Here is a 21,132-nt window from a genome sequence, read left to right as displayed (position 1 = left end):
CTGTGACACTCGAGGGCTCAGTTGGGACCGACCCGAAGGGCCGAGCTGTTCTACCGCGAACAGCCTTTGCGATCAGAGGCCTTCCCGTTGCCTCCAACATATGGGTGAGTATGTCTGCTCACTACGGGCTATTGGCACGGCCGGCTCGTCAGCATTCCTGTTCCCAGCTCGTCTGGCTGTTGGCTCGGGAGAAGGACGCACGCGCTATGTTGTGCTTTCCGCGATGGTCACCCCAACATCAGATACGATCTTGTTTTCAGAAAGAAGCTCTAAGGGATCCTGCTGTTCGGAACTGTCGTCAAAGGCAAGGCGGTAGCGTTCAGCGGAGCGAATGATGTGCCTGCGCATTTCGTACGAAGCCTCTTCCGGGTCGCCGCGCCGGATGGCGTCAAGAATTGCCTGGTGTTCATTCAGCGCCTCTATGCGAGTGTTGTCGGCATGGGACAGCCTGAAAAGCCGAACGTGGATGTATAGCCTTTCAAGAGCATCGCGGATTAGCTCGTTGCCGCTGCCCGCAGCGATTGCATCATGGAAGTCGTGATCATCCTGGGCGAACTTGACGTACGTTTGTCCGTCGCTCATCTCGCTGTTGGACATCTGGTCCGCTAGGTCTTGCAGCTCTGCAATCTCCTTCCTTCCCATACATTGCGCGGCTTTACGGCTTACGACCGGTTCCAATGCGAGGCGTATCTCCACGAGATTTTCAAACTGACTGCGAGTCATTTTCGGCGCAACGCGATAACCGGCGTTGTGGCTCCTAACGACAAGGCCGTTCACTTCAAGCCGGCCCAGAGCCTCACGTACGGGAGTAGGAGAAACAGCAAGTTCCCGTGCGAGTGTATCGATGGTGATCTTTGAACCCGGCTTGATGTCCGGTGAGATCAACTTGGATAAAAGGGCGTTGTAAACCTCCCGCGCGAGGGGCTTTCCGTTGCCGGCGGCATCTCTGGCCCCATGACTCACGCCTTCCATCCCACTCCTAAGTTCGAAATTCTTTCGTTCACGAAAATCGTTGACACACTTCTCATCATACTCGTAGGCTTCAGATCAGATCGTATTTGATTCTACGACCAATGGAGGTTGAAGTGCCAACGCAGGCTGCCGGACTTACCGAAGAAAACGTAGTTGAGGAACCGGACAGTAGGCTTGTCGCGATGCTCCGTTCGCCGTCGGAGATTCTTTTTGGCACCGGGCAGCGAGGCGCGCTGGGGCGGGTTGCTAGACGGTACGGCTCGAGGGCGTTTGTCTGTGCGGATCCCTTCTTAGCTGACGGCAGCCATTTTAAAGAGCTAATCGAAGGCCTCAGGGAAGCCGGGCTCTCGGTGGTTACCTTCACAGAAGTTGTTCCAGACCTACCTGTTGACGGTGTTGCCGCGGCCGTTGCTGCCGCCAGGCAGTGCGGTGCGGACGTTGTCATTGCCATAGGCGGAGGCAGCTGCATCGATCTGGCAAAAGTCACGGCGCTGCTCCTCTCCCATGGAGGAGAGCTTGAAGACTACTACGGTGAGTTTCGTGTTCCGGGACCGGTAGTTCCTATCATAGCCGTCCCTACAACGTCAGGAACTGGATCGGAAGTGACGCCAGTCGCGGTTGTTACGGACCCGCGGCGAACGAGCAAGATCGGAATTTCGAGTCCCTATCTGATCCCGGATGTGGCTATTTGCGACCCCATACTAACCCTTAGTTGTCCTCCCGCCGTCACTGCTAGCTCAGGCACTGATGCGCTGTCCCACTGCATCGAGGCCTACACCGCGGTTCGCAGGTCGAGTGACCCTAGCCTAAGTGCGTCTCGTGTATTCGTAGGGCGGGGGGAGATCACCGATGCTTTTGCCCTAACGGGTCTTAGGCATATCGTGGCTGGGCTTCAGACCGCCTGTATCGAACCCTCTAATATTCCTGCCCGTTCTCGGGTGATGCTCGGATCGCTAATGGCTGGGTTGGCCTTCGGAACAGCCGGTACAGCTGCAGCACATGCCATCCAGTATCCACTTGGGGCGCTGACGCATACCCCCCACGGCGTAGGAGTGGGGGCAATCCTTCCCTTCGTCATGGAGTTCAACCTCAAACAGCGGGTTCCCGAGATGGCGGCCATCAGCCGCATTTTCGGTGTGGAGGCCGTCACCGAAACGGAACTGGCAGCGAAAGCTCCGGACGCCGTGGCGCGATTCCTCGCAGGGATCGGAATCCCTTCCAACCTGGCGGACCTCGGCGTTCCCGAGGAGCGACTGGACTGGGTCGCAGAACAGTCGATGAAAGCTACTCGCCTTGTACAAAACAATCCGGAGACTCTGACGGTGATGGGGGTGCGGGGCATTCTGCAGGCAGCCATGAGTGGACCAGTGGACGGAAGCGCCAGCTTGGCGTCAGGAATAACAGGAAGAGAGCTATGACAACCTCAATTGACGCCCCTCCAGCGAGACTGCTTATAGGTTCTGAATGGGTGGACAGCACGGATGGAAACACGTTTGCGGTCTACAACCCGTCCAATGAGGAAGTCTTGGCAGAGGTTGCGGACGCTTCAGAGACTGACGCTGTAGAGGCACTCGTAGCCGCCAAGGCTGCTGCAGCAGCGTGGAGCACCACGCCGGCTCGGATTAGGAGCGACATCCTGCTGAGCGCTTTTCATCGGATAATCGAGCGCCGCGAAGAGTTGGCCGGACTCATCTCGCTCGAAAACGGCAAGAGCCTCAAGGATGCCCGGGCAGAGGTTTGCTACGCTGCCGAATACTTCCGTTGGTACGCCGAAGAGGCTGTACGCCTGCGAGGGGAGCTATTCGAAAACCCCACTGGCACTAACCGGGTTCTCGTAAGCTACGAACCCGTCGGTATCTGCGTACTCGTAACGCCCTGGAATTTTCCAGCGGCAATGGCCACCAGAAAAATTGGTCCTGCATTGGCTGCCGGCTGCACAGCAATTTTGAAGCCGGCCGCGGAGACGCCGCTGACTGCCCTGAAAATCGCGGAAATCCTCCTCGAAGCAGGCCTTCCACCGGGCGTGTTGAACGTCCTTCCGACGAGCAATGCCGGAACAGTGGTCAACTCCCTGCTTGAGGATGATGACGTACGTCTGCTTTCCTTCACGGGGTCCACAGAAGTAGGCCGCATGCTCCTGGCGCGGGCGTCAGGAAAAGTACTCAAGACAGCGATGGAATTAGGCGGCAACGCACCGTTCATCGTTCTGGATGATGCGGACCTGGAGGAAGCCGTCGATGGAGCGATGATCGCCAAGATGCGTAACGGAGGCCAGGCATGTACAGCGGCCAACCGCTTCTACGTGCATCGCTCCCTGCACGACAGGTTTGTAGAGAGCTTCGTCAGCCGGCTCAGGGATGTACAGGTTGCTGACGGGTTTTTGGAAGATACCCAGTGCGGGCCCCTGATTAACAGCGAGGCCGTCACCAAAGTCCATGGGCTGGTAGTGGACGCGATCACACACGGCGCCGAGTGCGTGCTGGGCGGGGCGCCGCTTGACAGGAAGGGACACTTTTACCCCCCTACCCTCCTGGTAAACGTGCCGGAGAACGCGGACATCTTGAAGGAGGAAGTGTTCGGCCCGGTGGTCTCAATCGTCGCCTTCGATACGGATGCCGAAGCAGTTGTTGCTGCAAACGCAACACAATACGGGCTCGTTTCCTACCTCTACACGGGGAATCTTGAGCGTGGCCTGCGGATGTGTGGGGAGTTGGAGGCCGGGATGATTGCTCTCAATCGTGGGCTGGTTTCAGACCCATCGGCACCATTCGGCGGCATCAAGCAGAGCGGACTGGGCCGGGAAGGCTCCCGAGAGGGCCTTCTGGAATACGTCGAGGCCAAGTACGTCGCGACGAACTGGTAAGAACCTGTTTTCTCAGAACCCACTAACAAACCAACAAATAAGGAAAGGCAACACCGTGGAATACAAGGAAATTGAGAAGCTGTTTGAGGGCCTGCGAGTGTCCGATGTGCGGGACGGTATGGATTGGATTGGCCTCTTTAGCAAGGGAACTGTCTCCCGCGATATCCGTCCCCTCTTTGAGGGAGCAAGACTGGCAGGACCGGCACTGACCGTTCATTCGATGCCCAGCCACAAACAAGCACCCCCGCTGTCGCCGGACGAGTACACCGAGTGGGCACGAAATTACTGGTACAAGGAAGTCCACATCGAGCCTTTTGCAGAGGAGATCAAGCCGGGCGACGTCGTCGTTCTCGACAGCCCTGACTTGGGAGTGGGCCAAATAGGGTCCTGGAACTCATTGTTCTGGTACACCAAGGGCGCTCAGGGAATCGTGACTGCCGGCGGTTGCCGTGACACGGACGAAGTCCGCCTGCAGAACGTTCCAGTCTTCGCGCAGTACGTCAACCAGACCATGACGCAAGGCCGAATGGAGTACGACTCGCACAACGTGCCCATCAGTGTCGGCGGCGTGCGCGTCAACCCAGGGGACATCGTGGTCGGTGACGGTGATGGTGTGATCGTCGTCCCGCAGGAACACGCGGAGGAAGTCGCCAAATACGGCCGCCAGGAGCTCGAAAACGACAAGGCGGGCCGCCGGAAGATGTACGAACAACTGGGCTGGGCTCTGGATCACACCACCAAGTAGTGGATGTCTGCCGCTTTGGCCAACTCTGCACGGTTTAAAGGAGAACTTATGCGAGTCGGATTTGTGGGTTTAGGCGATATAGGAATGCCCATGGCCCAGCGCCTGATCGAACAGGGCTTTAGTGTTATCGCGCTGGACACCGATGGGGCGAAAAGCGCCGCATTGGCATCCTCCGGCGCAGAGGTGGCGGAAGCGGCAGCAGATCTGTACGACTGCGACGTCGTCGGTCTTGCAGTTCCAGATGACAGCGCTGTGGAAGAGATTCTTCTGGCGAACGGTCTCCTGGACGGTCTGGCCGAAGGATCAGTGGTGCTGATCCACAGCACAATCCTGCCGGAAACGGCTAGGCGGTTGGCGGAGCAGGGGGCGCGTCGTGGCGTAACGGTGAGCGATGCACCGGTAAGCGGCGGCGCCGCCCGTGCCAGACAGGGTGACCTTGCAGTGATGCTCGGCGGCGACCCACAGGTGATGACAACGGCCGGTAAGGTGCTTGACGCTCTGGCTTCCAACGCCGTGCACCTGGGTCCGAGCGGAGCTGGAGCAGCGACCAAGCTGGCGAACCAGCTTGCAATGCTCGCAGCCCTGGCTGCCCTGCATGAGGGTCTTTCCTTGGCGGAACATTATGGTGCCGAAGAAAAGACCGTGCTTCAGGTTCTGGGCTACGGCACAGGAAGCTCGTGGGTCGGCCAGAACTGGGGATTTTTTGACGATCTCGTCCGTACTTACAACGCAACCGGGGTCCCTTTGAAGAATCGGCCTTGGAGCAAAGACCTATGGGATGTGGTTGCAAGCGCTCGAGCCGCTGAACTGCGGGTCCCCCTTGCCGGCGTCCTGTCGCAGGTCTTACCGGACGCCGTCGAGCAGCATTCTTCCCCCGAAGCGAAGGGAAAGTAGGCGCGTGTCACATGAAACAAAGGTGCCGACTGGTGTGATGGCTGTCAACGAAGCCTCCAAGACCGATCCGACAATTCCAGACCGCGCGAAGGCGCTCCGCCGCAGAAAAAGGAAACAGGCCTTTTCTGCCTATCGCTTCCTCACGCCATGGTTCTTGGGACTGATACTCATCGTCCTGGGACCCATGCTGGCTTCGCTGTACCTATCTTTCACCCGCTTTGAACTGATCGGAACGCCCGATTGGATCGGAACCAAGAACTACGAGCGGATGTTCACGGATGACACGCGTTTCCTGCACTCAGTCCAGGCCACGCTGCTTTATTCAGTAGTGAGCGTCCCGGCGATCCTGATTTTTTCGCTGCTCCTCGCGGTCTTCCTGAACCACGGAATCAGATTCCTTAGCGTCTACCGCTCCTTGTTCTACATCCCCTCGCTACTGGGTGGCAGCGTCGCCATCGCCGTCCTGTGGCTGGAAATTTTTGGCAGAGAAGGCCTCGTCAACGACGTTCTCAAAGTCATTGGCATTGACCATGGCAGTTGGGTCGGTGACCCGAGTACAGCGTTAGGCACGGTGGTCGTTCTGGCCACCTGGACCTTTGGCAGCACCATGGTGATATTCCTAGCTGGCTTGCGCCAGATTCCGCAGTCCTACTACGAAGCGGCTAGAGTCGACGGCGCCAATGCCTGGCAGCGGTTCTGGAGCATCACCTTCCCCATGCTGACACCGGTCATCTTCTTCAACGGTTTGCTGACCATAGTGCATTCTTTCCAGTCATTCACCCCGGCATTCGTTATCAGCGGAGGAACGGGGCAGCCTGCAGATTCACTGCTGCTGTACACCGTCTATCTCTATCAGCGCGGCTTCGTTGACTTCCAGATGGGGTACGCATCCGCCTTGGCCTGGGCCCTGCTGGCGGTACTCGGACTCATTGCTGGCTTCATCTTCTGGAGTTCCCGCTTCTGGGTCTATTACGGGGAGGAATCATGACCGCAACACTCGAAAAGGCACCGCGGCGCTCGTTCAGCATTATTCCGACGCGGCCCACCAAAAACCGTCTCCTTGCAGCCTGGGCTCGTCATGCCGTCACCATCGGTCTTCTGGTGATCATGCTCTACCCCGTCATCTGGATGGTTGATTCCTCGTTTCGTCCTAATTCTGAGATCGGAGGGAACCTGCCCTTCGTAGGAACATTTACCCTCGAGAACTACATCGCCGGGTTAACACCAAGTTCGTCACTTAATTTCGGCAGGTTCTTTTTCAACTCCTTCACTATCGCGATCCTGTGCGTCCTGGGCAATCTGTTCGCCTGTTCCCTGACCGGCTACGCTTTTGCCCGCCTTGAGTTCCCGTTCAAAAAGGTCCTCTTCGCAATACTCATGGCTACGCTGCTGCTGCCTTACCAGGTCACGCTTGTTCCGCAATACATCCTCTTCAATGAATTGGGCTGGCTGAACACTTACCTGCCGCTCATCGTTCCAAAGTTCCTGGCAGTCGATGCGTTCTTCATCTTCCTGCTGGTTCAGTTCATCCGTGGCCTGCCCAAAGATATGGACGAGGCCGCCCGGCTGGACGGCTGTGGTGACTGGGGCATCTTCTGGCGCGTCACGCTGCCCCTGCTGGGACCCGCACTCGCCACGACTGCGATGTTCACCTTCATCAACACTTGGAACGACTTCTTGGGACCAACTCTCTACCTCAGCGACCCTGAGAATTACACCGTCCCCCAAGTGCTCGTAATGTTTATCGATTCAACCGGCCAGTCCTCGGTTGGGGCATTGTTCGCTATGGCCACGCTTTCGATCACGCCCTTGGTCGGGTTCTACCTCTCTGCGCAGCGCTTGCTGACCCAGGGAATCGCAACAACCGGCATCAAATAACTCATCCGTCACTAAAGGAGAAACACTTTGAAGAATCAACGGCTGGCGATGGTGGCAGCAGCTGCGGTCGTGACTATGGCTCTGAGCGCTTGCGGAGGGGGCGGCGGCAGTGCACCCGCACCCGCTGCTGACGGTCCCGTCGAAGGGACTATCCAATACTCTTGGTGGGGCGGTCCTGCGCGTAATGACCGCACCCAGGCAGTCATCGACCTCTACAAGAAAGCCCACCCCGAGGTCACGGTCGAGGGCACAACTTCCGATTACGGCGGTTACTGGCAAAAGATCAGCGTGCAAGCAGCGGGAAAAAACCTGCCTTGCATTCCGCAAGTCCAAAACACGACAATGGCGGAGTATGCCGACCGGGGCTCGTTGCTACCCCTTGACGACCTCGTTGAGAGCGGCGCGATCAACGTGACTGATATTCCTGCGAGCGTGATCGACAGCGGGCGGGGCGCCGACGGCAAGCTATACATGATTCCCTACGGCATGGCTTTTGGTTCCGTCCTTGTCAACGAAACCCGGGCTCAGGCTGCCGGCGTCGAACTTCCGCAGAAGGGCTACGACTGGGCGTTTTTGTCGGAATGGCTGAAGTCCATCTCCGAGAAAACCGGCAAGGCTGAAGCGCCCCTGCTTGGCGGAATCGACAACACGTTCAGCGCTTGGGTGCGGAGCCACGGCGAAGACCTCTTCAAGGACGGGAAGCTTGGATTCTCCGAATCCACCGTCGTCGACTTCTGGAAGTACTCGGAAGACCTCAAGAACTCGGGAGCAAGCCTGAAAGCCGAACAGGCAGCAGAGACAAGGTCTCAGGCCGTTGAGCAAGGCGACTTTGCAAAGGGAAACCAGTCCACGATCTTCTGGCCCGCGAATGCACTCGGCACTCTGCAGGCGACCATCGACAAGGCAAAACCCGGTGACAAGCTGGCTGCCTACCCATTGCCGGAAGGGCCCAGCGGTGGAGGCACTGCACTTCTGGCATCCGGGCTCGCTATTTCCAAAAACTGCGACAACGTAGCGACTGCGGCATCTTTCATTGACTTCTTCGTCAATGATCCCGAGGCTTCACTGGCGTACGGCTCCGACAATGGTGCCAACACTCAGACGAGGAACCTCGCCGCTTTGATCCAGGATCCGAAAACTTCGCCGGCAAAGCAAGCCGAACTCAAGCTCTATCAGCAGATTGTGGACGAGGGAGTCGCTCCCGCCGTCTATCTAAAAGGCTACGCAAGCATTTTCACGGACATGCTCAACCGCCACTACCAGCAGGCTGCCTTCGGGCAGGTTTCCATTGAGGAGGCCGCGAAGGCCTTTATGGAGGAGGCAAATGGCCTTCTTGGATGAGGGGCCAACCAAGGGAAGCCAGCGCTCCCACCTTTAGACGATCCTGAGGTGCGGGTTACCTGGCGGAAAAACGATCGGCAATCAGTCGAGGACCTTATCGACGAAAGCCATCGGGTTGTTCGACTAAAGGGGCGGGGAGGAACATAGCTCCCCGCCCCGGCACAACAGAAAAAGGAAAGGCAACGATGGAACGCCAAGCACTTGCTGGCATGCGCGTCATAGATCTCACGCAGGTCATGGCGGGTCCCTTTTGTACGATGCTGCTGGCGGATATTGGGGCGGACGTTATTAAGGTGGAACCACCAGGAGGTGGTGACCAGACCCGTCACTCCTGGGGCAGGTCAGGGAAGGGAACGGACGGGCCGGCTTTCTTCGCACTGAACCGAAACAAACGCAGCGTAGTTCTTGATCTCCGCTCCGACGACGGGCGGAAAGATTTCCGCACCTTAGTCAAGGACGCCGATGTTGTCATCGAAAACTTCCGCCCAGGAGTGGCTGCCCGGCTGGGCATTGACTACGAGACCCTCAAGGAAATTAATCCGGGTCTGATCTACGCGAGCATCTCGGGCTTCGGCCAATCGGGCCCCTACTCAGCCCGTCCGGGTTATGATCTGATCGCCCAAGGGATGTCCGGAGTCATGAGCGTTACAGGCCAGCCTGGAGAGGCCCCCGCGAAGGCAGGGGTGCCGGTGGCAGACCTAGGATCCGGACTCTTCTGTCTCTACGGCATTCTTGCAGCCTATGTGCACAAACTAAAAACAGGCGAAGGCCAGCAGCTCGAGGCATCCCTCTTCGAATCGGCTGTGGCGCTGTCGGTCTGGGAAGCCACCGAGTACTGGGCCAGCGGAGAAGTTCCAGCCCGGACAGGATCGGCCCACAGGATGTCCGCGCCCTACCAGGCCTTCAAGACCGGCGACGGCTGGATGACGATCGGTGCCAACAACCAGCGGCTGTGGGGATTTCTGTGCGAGAGTCTCGGGCATCCAGAGTTGGCTGACGATGAGCGCTTTGCCACCAATCCCCAGCGCATGCACAACCGGGATTTGCTGGCGAAGACCATCGAAGAAATTCTCGCCCATCACGGAACTGATTACTGGGTGGAAAGACTGCTTGCGGGCGGCGTTCCTGCCGGTCCCATCCTGAATTACGACCAAGTCTTGAATGACCCGCACGTTATTGACCGGAACATGGTTCAAACCATTCCGCATCCAGTTGAGGGCGAGGTAAAGACTCTGGGCTTTCCGGTCAAGTTCTATGGGACCCCTGCACGCACCCGGCTCCACCCTCCGTTGATCGGTGAGCACCAGCACCAAGTGTTCGGCGACGGGAAATGAACGGAGAAATCATCGTTGAGCGGAACGGGCCGGTCGTAACGCTCACCCTCTCCAACCCGTCCAGGCGAAACTCCCTCACCTTCGCCATGTACGACCAGTTCGAACGTCAGTGCAAGGTGATCGCGGAGGACCCTGCAGTTCGAGTGCTCGTGCTCAGGGGAGCGGGAGGAAACTTCGCTGGCGGCACTGACATCCGACACTTCACTGCATTGACCAGCGGAGAACAGGGCGTCGAGTACGAGGCCTATATACGGCGGGTCCAAACGGCGCTCCTCGATCTCCGCATTCCGGTAGTTGCAGTTGTGGAAGGGGTCTGCGTCGGAGGCGGACTGGTGTTCGCAGCACTCAGCGACCTAGTCTACTGCACCCCTGACGCCCGCTTCGGCTCACCCATTGCTCACACGCTAGGAAACACGCTGTCTGCCGCTTCCCTCGCGCGTCTCCATGCCTGCTTCGGACGCCGCAGAACCAGCCAGATGCTGCTGACGGGGGAACTGCTGACTGCTCAGCAGGCCTTGGACGCCGGGTTCGTTACAGCCGTCGAGGACAGCCAGCTTGAGGCAAGAGTGGGCGAGTGCATCTCCGCGATACTGCGCACAGCTCCGCTCAGCATCCGATCCTTCAAGGAACTCGAACGTCGCATCGACCATGGGCATTCCATGGTGCCCACCGAGGACGTGTACGTGTCGGTCTACGGAAGCGCAGACTTCAGGGAAGGCGTGGAATCCTTCCTCGAAAAGCGCAAGGCCAATTTCAAGGGAGCATGATGATCAATTCAGACAATCCGCAAACAGCGGATCCGGCCCTCCGGACTCCCGCCTTGGCCGAAAATGCGGAAAGGTACGCGCCGCTGCGGGTGGGGTTGGTCGGCACCGGATGGGTTGCCCACCAACATGTCGCGGGATACAAAAGTGTTTCGGCTAGCAACGTAGCCGTGGTTGCAGCATGCGACCCCCGGGAAGACGTTCTGGAAGAGTTTGCTTCCAGGTACTCCATTCCCGGGCGGTATGTTAGCGCGACAGAAATGCTGGAGCGCGAAGAACTGGACGCCGTCGTCCTGCTCACCCCACCCGCGATCCGTGATGAAGTAATCTATCCGGCACTTGAACGTGGCAAACACCTGCTCATCGAGAAGCCATTTGCCGTGACGGGAGCGAAGGCGGCGGAATACGTAACTGCTGCTGACGCGGCCGGAGTGCAACTCGCGGTCAGCCAGAATTTTCGCTGGTTTCCCGAAATGCAATGGCTGGCATCGCGACTGAGATCACGCGACGCTGGCACGCCTCGGTATATTGACGCGAGAAGCTTTCAGAACCGCCCCCAGCAACCAGGGGTTTGGCGCGCCAATGAGTCAAAACTTGAGATGGCAATTTTCAGCATCCACCTCATCGACCGTATCCAATGGCTCGCCCCAGGAGCACCGACGTTTGTACGTGCAGTCACCCGCCGCAACGTTTCCTCCGGACTGCCGGGAGAGCAGTTCACCTCACTTTCTGTAGAATTTGACGACGACATGGTGGCGGATATGGTTTCGTCATGGATGAGCATCCGGCTCCCACTCAACGATCTGAGAGTTGACACAGATACTGGTTCGGCCTCCGTAAGCCGCACCCACCCCATGAGCGGAGAAGCAATAGGGGCAGCCCATTTCAGCGGGTCGGAGCCTGAATACCTTCAGTTCCAGGATTCGGAAAATGACACCCACTCATCCCAGTCCTATGGGGGCAGCATGCATGCGTTTGCCCATGCACTCAGGACCGGCCAGCCTGCCGCCCACAGCGGACGGAACAATCTTCGGACCATGGGCATCATGGAAGCTGCCTACCTCTCGGCCGACCGGGGCGGTGCTCCTGTCCACGTCGAAGAAGCCCTGGGACCGGCGTGGAGTGTGAGAAATTGAACCCGCCAGCCAAGCCAATTTGCGCCGCGCTTATTGGAGCAGGAAACAGTGGAAAGTTTTATCACCTCCCCCACCTCCGCGATCCAGCACGCTTCAACCTGCGCCTGGTCGTTGCCGAACATACTGATTCTGCCCTGGACGTGGCGCAGGATGTAGGAGCCGTGGCCTCCACTGACTGGCGAGACGCAGTTGACCGACCTGACATCGAACTGCTGGTCGTTGCCCTTCCCCATAAGATGCACCACCCGGTGGTTCTCGAGGCGCTCCGCAACGGTAAGCATGTACTCGTTGAAAAACCCCTGGCCTTAACCATCACTGCTGCCGATGAGATGGTCGAAGCCGCGCAACGGGCCGGCAGTGTGCTTCTTGTTCACCACCAAAGGCGATGGGAAGCGGACTTCGAAGCTATCCACGAGATAGTGAAGTCCGGTGAGATTGGAGAAGTGTGGAGGGCGAACGTCGCCCGAAGCCATCAGGGCCTTTATCACAAGCCGTCAAGACAACGCCCTCACGCCGGCGCTGAAATTGTGACATGGGCACATGAACAGAACCAAGGCGGTGGAATTGCCCAAGTGGTCGGTCCGCACCCAGTTGACCACTTACTTACCCTCGTGCACTCCGAGGTTACGGCTGTCACGGCTCAAACCCACTCTGCGGCTGGCGATGACGTCGAAGATTGGATCGGCATCGACCTACGTTTCGCCTCCCAGGCGACAGGAAGGGTTGAGGTCTTCCGTTGGAGCGGTATTCAGCCACCGCGATTCGCCGTCTATGGAACAAAAGGAACCGCCGTCAGCAGGGGCGGAGACCATGTGGAAGTGCATCTTCGAGACGGCTCGAAACGAGTCATTGAGAACCTGCCCATGCCCGGAATTCTGGGCGGCGAAATCTACGAGGACCTCTTTAACGCAATTCGTTACGGTCGTCCGCCTCGCATATCAAGCACCCAAGCCCGCAACGTAGTTGAGGTGCTGGACCTGTCGCGTCGTTCGTCTCAGGACGGCGGACGACTTGTCCAGGTTAGGTCTACCCCCAAGCCTGAAAACTCCAACCCGAGCACCCAGCCGCCTCCCTCCGAGCCAGCAAGCATCAGAACTCAGTAGAGCCCGGGCGAAAGGACATGACATGAGCCGTACTATAGATTCCCATCATCACCTCTGGAGAGCTGGCGTGCAGAAGCACCCGTGGCGAAATGAGGCCCACGGCACCCTCGAGGCGGACTTCGGTCCCCAAGATCTGGAACCGGAGCTAAGGTCGGCGAATATCGACGCTACCGTCCTCATGCAGTCGGCGGATGAGCCGGCGGAGAATGATCGCCTGGCTGAATACGCGAAAGCCCATTTTGTAGCAGGCGTTGTGGCATGGTTACCACTGTCCGATCCAGAGGCTGCCCTGCACGAGCTCCGCCGAATGCACCCACACAAGGTGTGCGGCGTTCGAGCACTCATTGGTCGGGACTCCCTCGCCTGGCTGACAAATGAAGAATCCCTTGCCCTCTTCCGGGAGATCGCACAGCGGAACCTGGCCTGGGACGTTGTCCCCGTAACGAGTGAGCAGATCAGTGCCATCCTCAAGCTCGCCGTCGCTGTGCCTGAGTTGCGAATTGTTGTGGATCACCTCGGCCGGCCGCCGGTGGACGTCCGCGGCTGGCAGCCGTGGGCGGATCACCTCAAAGCCCTCGCCGCGTGCCCCAGCGTCGCCGTGAAGGTGTCGGTTGGCATTGACGTCCTAACGAGCTGGGATTCCTGGAAGCGTGAAGACTTGATCCCGTACGTGAGGTGGGCGGGTGAGCACTTTGGTGCATCCCGGTTGATGCTGGGCAGCAACTGGCCTGTAATTCTGCTCAAGTCGGACTACCAACGCGCCTGGCAGGATCTGCTATCCGCTGTCCGCGAAACCTTTCCCGGCGAAGCAGAACAGGCCTTACTGAGGGGTGGAACAGCAGAAAAGTGGTATGGGCTGTCTGTACCCACCGCTGCGAGAGGGGTCGAGCATCTCCCTGCTTCATAAGTGGGTGTCGCGCGCATAACACCGCTGTTGATAGCGACCCACCGTCACATCCTCTGCCCAATTCGCTGATGTCGGTTAGTAGTTGTCGAATTCAGTACGTACCATCGCTTCGGGCGGTGGCAGGGACTTTTGTTCATGCTGATCGGTGGGCGACCGTTGAGTCAGCACCCTCGTATGGTCGGGGACGGGATCGAGCCATTATGGCGCCTGGATGGTGCTGGATTCGGTCGCGGGCGTTGAGTGCGTGACCGATTACTACATCCAGACGCATCATCAGATCGTTGTGCCTAGTCGCGCACCAGAGGCTTGTGCTGGCGGAGTTCTAGCATGGGAGCTGGGTTTCGCGATCCAGGAGCCGAAGGGGCGCGGCAGGGTATTTCAAGCGCGAGTACCGCGGTGCCCGGTTCTCCCCGCCCTAGGACTGATGCCGGATGGCCGGTGCAGCCGCTGTCAGCGCATACCGAGGTCGCTGTCAACGTACGAACCGGGACGATTTTGAGCGCCATGCTGGCAATTGCAGCCACCATCCAGCTGCAGCCGAACGGTCACGGGACTCGATGCTTCGAGCTGAATGTCACCATGCTCCTTCCCGTTGCTGCTCAGGCGGAGAATTGATTCTTGGTCGTTGCGATGGGTCATGTGATTGCCTTTGCTGATGCAGGGAGAGTGGATGCGTGCCGGTGGCACGGGCTAGATGGGGCCGGGGACGGCGAGGCTTGCACCAGGTGGTGTGTGCTTCGCAGTCCCCGGCCCCACCAGCCGGGGTTCTACGCCTTGACGTATCCGTTCGGGTTGAGCACGAACTTCGTTGCCGAACCGGCGTCGAATTCTGCGTAGCCGCGCGGTGCGTCCTCAAGCGGGATTGCTGTGGCGTTTACGGCCTTGGCGATTTGGACCTTGTCGTGCAGGATCGCCATCATCAGCTGGCGGTTGTACGACATGACAGGGCACTGACCGGTTGTGAAGGACAGGGACTTTGCCCATCCGGTGCCCAGGGACAGGGACAGGGAGCCGTGCTTTGCGGCCTCGTCGATTCCACCCGGGTCGCCGGTGACATACAGACCGGGAATGCCAAGGGCCCCGCCAGCAGCGGTGATGTCCATGAGGGAGTTCAGCACGGTGGCGGGGGCCTCGTGGGAGGCGTCCTTGCCGTGACCGCGGGCTTCGAACCCTACGGCGTCCACGCCGCAATCCACCTCGGGGACGCCAAGGATTTGCTCGATCTGGTCCTTCGGATCGCCCTTGGTGACGTTCACCGTTTCGCAGCCGAAGGAGCGGGCCTGAGCCAGCCGGTCTTCGTTCATGTCACCGACAATGACGACGGCGGCACCGAGCAGCTGCGCGCCGACGGCGGCCGCGAGGCCCACTGGGCCTGCACCGGCAATGTAGACGGTGGACCCAACGCCCACCCCGGCAGTGACGGCGCCGTGGAAGCCCGTAGGGAAAATATCCGAAAGCATGGTCAGGTCCATGATCTTTTCCAGGGCCTGGTCGCGGTCCGGGAACTTCAGCAGGTTCCAGTCAGCGTAGGGGACCAGCACGTATTCCGCCTGGCCGCCCACCCAGCCGCCCATGTCCACGTAACCGTAGGCGCTGCCCGGGCGGTCCGGGTTGACGTTCAGGCAGATGCCGGTCTTCCGTTCCTTGCAGTTCCGGCAACGGCCGCAGGAGATATTGAAAGGTACGGAGACAATGTCTCCCACCTTGATGAACTCCACGTCCGGACCGACCTCCACCACTTCGCCGGTGATTTCGTGGCCAAGGACGAGGTCCTTAGGGGCCGTGGTCCGGCCCCTAACCATGTGCTGGTCCGAGCCGCAAATATTGGTGGTCACCGTTCGCAGGATCGCGCCGTGGGGTACTTTTCGGCCCACATTGGCCGGATTAACGCCGGGACCATCCTTGAGTTCCAACGTCGGGTAGTCGGTGTCGATGATTTCGACGACACCGGGTTCTTTGTAGGCAACGGCTCTGTTTCCTGACATGGACACTCCTTTGGTAGGGGTATGTGGTGCAAGGCCTTCCGTTCGGATGGCCTTGCACTTGGTCTGGCAAAGTTGCCGGCGCTGATCCGTTGTCCGAGAACGGTGCTTCGATGGGGATACCTCCCCAGGTTCCAGGCCATCGAAGCACCCTTCACGGACACGGCACAGCTCTTCCTTCCCCAGTGCGACGGCCGGCAGTGAAAGAGCCTGTAGATGAGACTAGGGTCACAAGTGCTGCAACAAAAGCGCAAGATTTTGAAGATAACCATGCGGAATTGGTGCATGAATGCCTCCGCGGCTCATACTTTTTCGGACGGCTCCTCAGACCCTGAGTTGAAGCCGGTCCTTTACTTGGGCGGAATCAGCCTTTGCAGCTTGCCTGCCCACGCCAGCCACCGGCTTCACCCGACGGAACGCGGCGAGAATCGCCCGGCCCACCACAACGATGCCGACGATGGTGGTGACGGCGCGCAGGGTGTCCCAGCCCGCCGTCGACGTCACCAGCGAGTACAGCAGGAAGCTGCCCAGGTTGGTGGCCAGCGGTGCGCCGGGCTCATAGGAGATGCCGGTGCCGGCGCCCACCGCGAAGGGCCAAAACCACAGGTTGGTCAGCAGGCCGAACAGGTAGGACGCCACGGCGCCGTAGCCGCACAGCATCCACAGCTCGGCCATGCCGCGGACCCGGTGTGGGAGCAGGCCGGCGCCTGCGCCCACCCAGGCGCAGGCGAAGATCTGGAACGGCGTCCACGGCCCGATCCCGCCCCACAGGGCGCTTGAGAGGGCGATTGTGGCGGCGCCCAGGAGCATGCCGAAGCGGGCACCGAATGCCCGGCCAGCCAGGATCAACAGGATAAAGACCGCCTCAATGCCCCCGACGCCGGTGCTCGCCACCCGGACCGCGGAACCTACCGCGGCCAGGACGCCGAGCAGGGCCACCGTGTGGGCTGAGCGGACCGAGCCGTCCAGGGACACGACGACGGCGACGGCGGCGATGGGTGCGATGGCCAGCGCAGCGTAGGGGAGGGCCGCCGCGGCATCCTGCGGGAAGGCTGCGGCGAGCAGCGGCCAGCAGAAGGCGCCAAGGGCCAGGAGGTTCGCCGCGGCGAGGACGGCGGGTTCGGCGCCGCGCGGCATCCGGATGCGGCGGGGCTTCTTGGCGCCGGTGATGTCATTCGGTACGTCGACGGCGGTGCGTGTTGCCGGAACCCGCGGTGCTGCGGCCGGCTGTGCAGCAGAGGTGGCCACAGCCGGGGCAGCGGGCGGCTCGGAAGAGGGCGCGACGCCCTCACGCATCGGGAGGATGCGGGCGCCGAGGCTGCGGGCAAAGTCGTGATCGTGCGTGGCGATCAGGACCGCAGCGCCTGAATCCGCCGCGGCTTCCAGAGCTGCGGCGACTGCGGTGCGTGCTGCAGGATCCAGTCCACGAGTCGGTTCGTCGATCAGGAGTACCCCAGGGTTGTCCATGGTCTGCAGGGCGATGGCGAGGATCCGTCGCTCTCCGGCGGAGAGGTCCCGGGGGTGCTCGTGCCCGAAGGGGATCGGGACGTTGCCCCGCAACCGGGCCAGATGCGACGCCGCATATCCAGACGGGACCTGCCGGCCGTTCTTGCCCCGGGCGAGGCGCCGTTCAGCTGCCCGGAGTTCGCCTGCCACCGTATCCCTGGTGAAGAGATCGTCCGAGGCGTCCGGCACCAAGGCGACCCGGCCGCCGTCGAGCGCTATCTCGCCGCTGATACCGTCACCGGGTTTGCCCTCAGCCAGGGCGAGCGCGACCAGGAGGGACGACTTCCCGGCTCCGTTCGGCCCTACCAAAGCCACCATCTCGCCGCGGTGCAGGGTCAGGGATGCGTTCCGCACCAGTGGGGTGCCCTTGCGGTGCACGGCCAGGTTTGTTGCCGTGAGCACCGGCGCAAGATCAGTCGGGCGTGCAGGTGCTTTGACGGCCTGGAAGGGGGCGGAAGGTGACGGCGCCGCCCCGGGGACCCCTGCAGTTGGGATTAGTGTGCCGTCATCGATGGTCCACCAGGAATCGGCCACCGGTATGAGCGGTTCCGCCCGGTGTTCCGCCACGATGACGCAGGTGCCGGCGTCGCGGGCGAGGGTGTGGAGTACGGCGATGACGCGTCCACGCGCTGCAGTGTCGAGGTCGGCCAGGGGCTCATCGACCAGGAGCAGGGCCGGATTTTCCACCACCGCTGCGGCGATGGCCACGAGCGTTGCCTCGCCCGCCGAGAGGGTGCTGAGATTCCGGTCCAGCAGCGCCGAAACCCCGATGCGCCCGGCGACCTCAAGGACGCGGGTCTTGGCGGCAGTAGGTGCTACGCCGCGCAGCTCAAGGGCCAGGGAGATTTCGTCCCGGACCTTGGTGGTGGCGAAGGCTGCGCGGGGATTCTGGAGCACAACGCCGACGGCGCGTGCGGTGTCCCGCGGCGGTGTGCTGGCACGGTCCGCGCCGGCGACGCGCACTGTCCCATCGATGTCCCCACCGTCCGCGTGCGAAAGCAGCCCGGCGATGCCCCGCAGGACGGTGGACTTGCCGGAGCCGGTGGCCCCGGTGATCACGGTGATTGAGCCACTGGGCGGCGTGAATCCGGGGACGCTCACCTGTGCGTCCCCAATGCGGAACTGTGCGTTCCGCACCAGAAGCGGGCCGTCGTCGTCGTTCTCGAAACGATGCTCCGCTCGGCTCCCAAAGCCGCGCAGCTCCAGCGCCGCGGCAACCCTGCCGGCATGCTCAAGGGTGTGCTCGAGGATGGGCACCAGGGCGCGGGGTCCAAACTTTTCGCCCCGCAGCCGGAACGCCAGGCGCACGGACGTCACGGCGTCGGAAAGCGCGGGAAGCGCAGCCCATGCCACCACAAGCATCCGGCCCACGCCCTGAAGGGGACCGCGGCGGGCCAGGTGCACGAAGCCGCGGGCCACGTCCACCCAGGCGTTGAGAAGGCCGAAGCCGAGGAACATCGCGGCGATCGGCAGGGCGGACGCCACCGCCGCCCACAGCCCGGCACCAGTGACCGGGCCCAGGAGGACCACATGCGAGTAGGGGGCGGGCAGCCGCGTCGCCGGCAGGTCGAGCAGGACCGGCTCGCCCATCCCCGCCCCGTTGAAGAGGATGCGGTAGATGACCCGCGCCACGATGAACACGACGGCGAGGGCCGCCGCGGCGCGTAATGGCGCGGGCCGGAAGGTCATACCGCGGGGGCGTCCGGTTCGCCGTCGACCGTGAAGAGCAGTTCCAGGCTCTCGCCCGGGCTCACCTTGAGGGTGGCGAGGCCTTCCTGGGCGTAGGCCCAGTCACCGTTCGCCGGCTTAACCCACAGTGCCCAGTAGGCGAAGGCGGCGGGCATGCCCTTGCATTCTTCCCGGTACGTGCCGCCCTTGTGCGTGATGTCGAAGTCTGCAGCGGGCACACCGTTCACGCGGCACACCAGCTCGTTGGGGTACTGCGTGGTGCCCTCGGTCTTGATGTCCGCTTCCTTAAGCACATCCGCGGCGACAGTGGGCCCGTCCACGGGCACGCACACGGAGGTGTTTGCGGCAGCCTGCTTCAGGGCGCCCGAATCAACGATGACCTTTACGCCGTCGCAGGGCCCATCGGAGGCGCTGGGAGCGGCGCTCGTCGAAGCCGCTGGGGTGGAAGCGGGCTCAGAGGCAGCGGGCTGGGTGGCCGGCGCGGAACACGCGGCGAGGGAGAACAGGAGACCGGCGGCGGCGAGGGAGCTCGCGGCGGCGGTGCGCATCTTAGTCAAAGTCACCTGTTAAGGGTAGGGCGTTGCCTGACCGGAGCCTGATGCGGTCGCGTTATATGACGCCGGGACCTTGCGGAAACCACCTGACAGCACGGGTACTTCACCGTTAGCGTCGAGGCATGCGCTCAGCGACACAAAGACTGGCCCCTACCGATGAGGCGAACCTGGTGCTCGACCATGCTGGCCAGGTCAATGTGTTCCTCGTGGCTGGCCTGCTGGAACCAGGCGGGTTTTTGGCTCCGGATGGCACTCCGGACATGGCAGGGCTCAGGGCGGTCCTTCGTGAACGGATTGCCGAGTTGCCGGCGCTTCGCAAGAGAGCGGCCCAGGCGGGCCGGCGACACCACTGGGTTGAAACCATGCCCGACGTCGAGCATCACATCCGACTTGTGGAGCCGGTGGATGGACTGATGGGCCTTGAGGCCAGATGCGCCGGGCTGATGAGCCAGCCGCTCGCACTGGACCGTCCGATGTGGGAGATCCTGGTGGTTCCGGGCGCCGTGACGGGCGGACTCGGCATTGTGCTGCGAATCCACCACGCCGTGGCCGACGGGATGACGGCGGCGGTCATTGTGCAGCGGCTTTTCGACCCCGGCGAACCGGCGGAGAGGACTGCGAGTGCGCTTGCGCCGGCGGGGGCTCCCCAGCACCGTCCGAGGATGGATGTGCGCCGCATCCTGCGCCGCCTCGGGACGGGTCTGTACCGTATCCGCAAGACCTTGTGGGGCCACGGCGTGGGCCGCACAGTGCTTCTCGGTGAGCGCAGCACGCACCACGGCGTCGCTTTCCTGCGGACAGACATTGAAGCCCTCGAGTCGGCGGTCCGTCCGAAGGGCGCCACGGTCAACGACGGCCTTCTCGCTGCGTCAGCGGCCGGATTTCGGGCAGCTTTAATGGCGGCCGGTGAGCCGGTTCCCGCGTGGCTGCCGGTGTCCGAGCCGGTGGCGCTGCGGCGCCGCGGGACCGCGGCGAACCAGGTGGGAGTCATGCTGGTGCGGCTGCCACTTGGCGAGCCCGACCCCGATGAGCGTTTGCGGCTCATCGCCGAGCAGACCCGTGTGGAGAAGCCGCAGGCACGGGACCAGGGCACGCTGGAGTTCATGCGCGGCCCGGTCGGCGCGCGCATCATGGACCGCCTCGGCCGCCGGCAGCATCTGGTGGGCGGGTTCGTCACCAACGTGCCGGGTCCGGAAGGCACGTTCCGCCTGGCTGGGGCCCCGGTAGTGGCACTCTGGCCGGTTGCGGTGCTCGCCGGCAATGTTCGGCTCGGTGTCGCGGCGGTCTCCTACGCCGGCAACCTGTGCTGCGGCATCCACTTCGATGCCTCCAATGTCCCAGGTGATGTGTTCGCACAGGCCATGGGGGAGGAGCTGGGGCGTCTGGGCGGGTGAGAGTTCCCTGGCCCATGCCAAAGCAGAGCGGACGACGGCGGGAGGGCCCGCCGTCGTCCGCTCTGTTCCT

17 protein-coding genes are annotated in these 21,132 nt (G+C 61.4%); 13 read left to right on the top strand and 4 right to left on the bottom strand.

Annotation, left to right across the window (positions count from 1 at the left end):
• Nucleotides 1-204: 204 nt before the first annotated feature.
• Nucleotides 205-972: a GntR family transcriptional regulator gene (locus tag ASPHE3_RS17105; protein WP_013602454.1), complete on the bottom strand. Its 768-nt coding sequence runs from the start codon at nucleotides 970-972 to the stop codon at nucleotides 205-207.
• A gap of 101 nt (nucleotides 973-1,073) precedes the next feature.
• Here ASPHE3_RS17105 and ASPHE3_RS17100 point away from each other — a divergent pair, with 101 nt between their 5' ends.
• The 12 genes from ASPHE3_RS17100 (at nucleotide 1,074) to ASPHE3_RS17045 (ending at nucleotide 13,937) form a co-directional block, all read left to right on the top strand.
• Complete coding sequence (locus ASPHE3_RS17100; RefSeq protein ID WP_013602453.1) at nucleotides 1,074-2,390, top strand: iron-containing alcohol dehydrogenase; 1,317 nt, start codon at nucleotides 1,074-1,076, stop codon at nucleotides 2,388-2,390.
• The gene (locus ASPHE3_RS17095; RefSeq protein ID WP_013602452.1) at nucleotides 2,387-3,835 is read left to right on the top strand and encodes an NAD-dependent succinate-semialdehyde dehydrogenase; all 1,449 of its coding nucleotides are present in this window, start codon (nucleotides 2,387-2,389) and stop codon (nucleotides 3,833-3,835) included. The genes ASPHE3_RS17100 and ASPHE3_RS17095 overlap by 4 nt, the downstream gene beginning before the upstream one ends.
• A gap of 55 nt (nucleotides 3,836-3,890) precedes the next feature.
• On the top strand, nucleotides 3,891-4,580 hold the full coding sequence (locus ASPHE3_RS17090) for an RraA family protein (RefSeq protein ID WP_013602451.1): 690 nt from the start codon (nucleotides 3,891-3,893) through the stop codon (nucleotides 4,578-4,580).
• Between the two features lie 3 nt (nucleotides 4,581-4,583).
• On the top strand, nucleotides 4,584-5,474 hold the full coding sequence (locus ASPHE3_RS17085; protein WP_322786487.1) for an NAD(P)-dependent oxidoreductase: 891 nt from the start codon (nucleotides 4,584-4,586) through the stop codon (nucleotides 5,472-5,474).
• A 37-nt stretch (nucleotides 5,475-5,511) separates the two neighbouring features.
• Nucleotides 5,512-6,462, top strand: a complete 951-nt coding sequence (locus ASPHE3_RS17080; RefSeq protein ID WP_013602449.1) for a carbohydrate ABC transporter permease — start codon at nucleotides 5,512-5,514, stop codon at nucleotides 6,460-6,462.
• On the top strand, nucleotides 6,459-7,352 hold the full coding sequence (locus ASPHE3_RS17075) for a carbohydrate ABC transporter permease (RefSeq protein ID WP_013602448.1): 894 nt from the start codon (nucleotides 6,459-6,461) through the stop codon (nucleotides 7,350-7,352). The genes ASPHE3_RS17080 and ASPHE3_RS17075 overlap by 4 nt, the downstream gene beginning before the upstream one ends.
• A gap of 27 nt (nucleotides 7,353-7,379) precedes the next feature.
• The gene (locus tag ASPHE3_RS17070; protein ID WP_013602447.1) at nucleotides 7,380-8,693 is read left to right on the top strand and encodes an ABC transporter substrate-binding protein; all 1,314 of its coding nucleotides are present in this window, start codon (nucleotides 7,380-7,382) and stop codon (nucleotides 8,691-8,693) included.
• Nucleotides 8,694-8,878: 185 nt separating this feature from the next.
• Nucleotides 8,879-10,027, top strand: coding sequence for a CaiB/BaiF CoA transferase family protein (locus ASPHE3_RS17065; RefSeq protein WP_013602446.1), 1,149 nt, complete (start codon nucleotides 8,879-8,881; stop codon nucleotides 10,025-10,027).
• Nucleotides 10,024-10,794 carry an enoyl-CoA hydratase-related protein gene (locus tag ASPHE3_RS17060; RefSeq protein WP_013602445.1) on the top strand — a complete coding sequence of 257 codons (771 nt, stop codon included), beginning with the start codon at nucleotides 10,024-10,026 and terminating at the stop codon, nucleotides 10,792-10,794. The genes ASPHE3_RS17065 and ASPHE3_RS17060 overlap by 4 nt, the downstream gene beginning before the upstream one ends.
• The gene (locus tag ASPHE3_RS17055) at nucleotides 10,791-11,927 is read left to right on the top strand and encodes a Gfo/Idh/MocA family protein (protein WP_254362917.1); all 1,137 of its coding nucleotides are present in this window, start codon (nucleotides 10,791-10,793) and stop codon (nucleotides 11,925-11,927) included. The genes ASPHE3_RS17060 and ASPHE3_RS17055 overlap by 4 nt, the downstream gene beginning before the upstream one ends.
• Nucleotides 11,924-13,030 (top strand): Gfo/Idh/MocA family protein, encoded by a 1,107-nt coding sequence (locus ASPHE3_RS17050; protein WP_013602443.1) that lies wholly within the window; start codon nucleotides 11,924-11,926, stop codon nucleotides 13,028-13,030. The genes ASPHE3_RS17055 and ASPHE3_RS17050 overlap by 4 nt, the downstream gene beginning before the upstream one ends.
• A gap of 22 nt (nucleotides 13,031-13,052) precedes the next feature.
• Nucleotides 13,053-13,937: an amidohydrolase family protein gene (locus ASPHE3_RS17045; RefSeq protein ID WP_013602442.1), complete on the top strand. Its 885-nt coding sequence runs from the start codon at nucleotides 13,053-13,055 to the stop codon at nucleotides 13,935-13,937.
• Nucleotides 13,938-14,704: 767 nt separating this feature from the next.
• On the opposite strand, the gene fdhA is transcribed toward ASPHE3_RS17045, so the two are convergent.
• From fdhA to ASPHE3_RS17030, 3 genes are all read right to left on the bottom strand, one after another.
• Nucleotides 14,705-15,922: a formaldehyde dehydrogenase, glutathione-independent gene (gene fdhA, locus ASPHE3_RS17040; RefSeq protein ID WP_013602440.1), complete on the bottom strand. Its 1,218-nt coding sequence runs from the start codon at nucleotides 15,920-15,922 to the stop codon at nucleotides 14,705-14,707.
• A gap of 321 nt (nucleotides 15,923-16,243) precedes the next feature.
• The gene (locus ASPHE3_RS17035; RefSeq protein WP_013602439.1) at nucleotides 16,244-19,114 is read right to left on the bottom strand and encodes an ATP-binding cassette domain-containing protein; all 2,871 of its coding nucleotides are present in this window, start codon (nucleotides 19,112-19,114) and stop codon (nucleotides 16,244-16,246) included.
• Nucleotides 19,111-19,662, bottom strand: a complete 552-nt coding sequence (locus tag ASPHE3_RS17030) for a hypothetical protein (RefSeq protein WP_013602438.1) — start codon at nucleotides 19,660-19,662, stop codon at nucleotides 19,111-19,113. The genes ASPHE3_RS17035 and ASPHE3_RS17030 overlap by 4 nt, the downstream gene beginning before the upstream one ends.
• Nucleotides 19,663-19,790: 128 nt before the next feature.
• Here ASPHE3_RS17030 and ASPHE3_RS17025 point away from each other — a divergent pair, with 128 nt between their 5' ends.
• Nucleotides 19,791-21,062 (top strand): wax ester/triacylglycerol synthase domain-containing protein, encoded by a 1,272-nt coding sequence (locus ASPHE3_RS17025; protein ID WP_081459870.1) that lies wholly within the window; start codon nucleotides 19,791-19,793, stop codon nucleotides 21,060-21,062.
• Nucleotides 21,063-21,132: the final 70 nt, after the last annotated feature.

Origin of the sequence: Pseudarthrobacter phenanthrenivorans Sphe3 (assembly GCF_000189535.1) — a bacterium.
GTDB lineage: Bacteria > Actinomycetota > Actinomycetes > Actinomycetales > Micrococcaceae > Arthrobacter > Arthrobacter phenanthrenivorans.
Note: the sequence above shows the minus strand (reverse complement) of the source record. Positions and strands in the feature narration are given on the sequence as shown.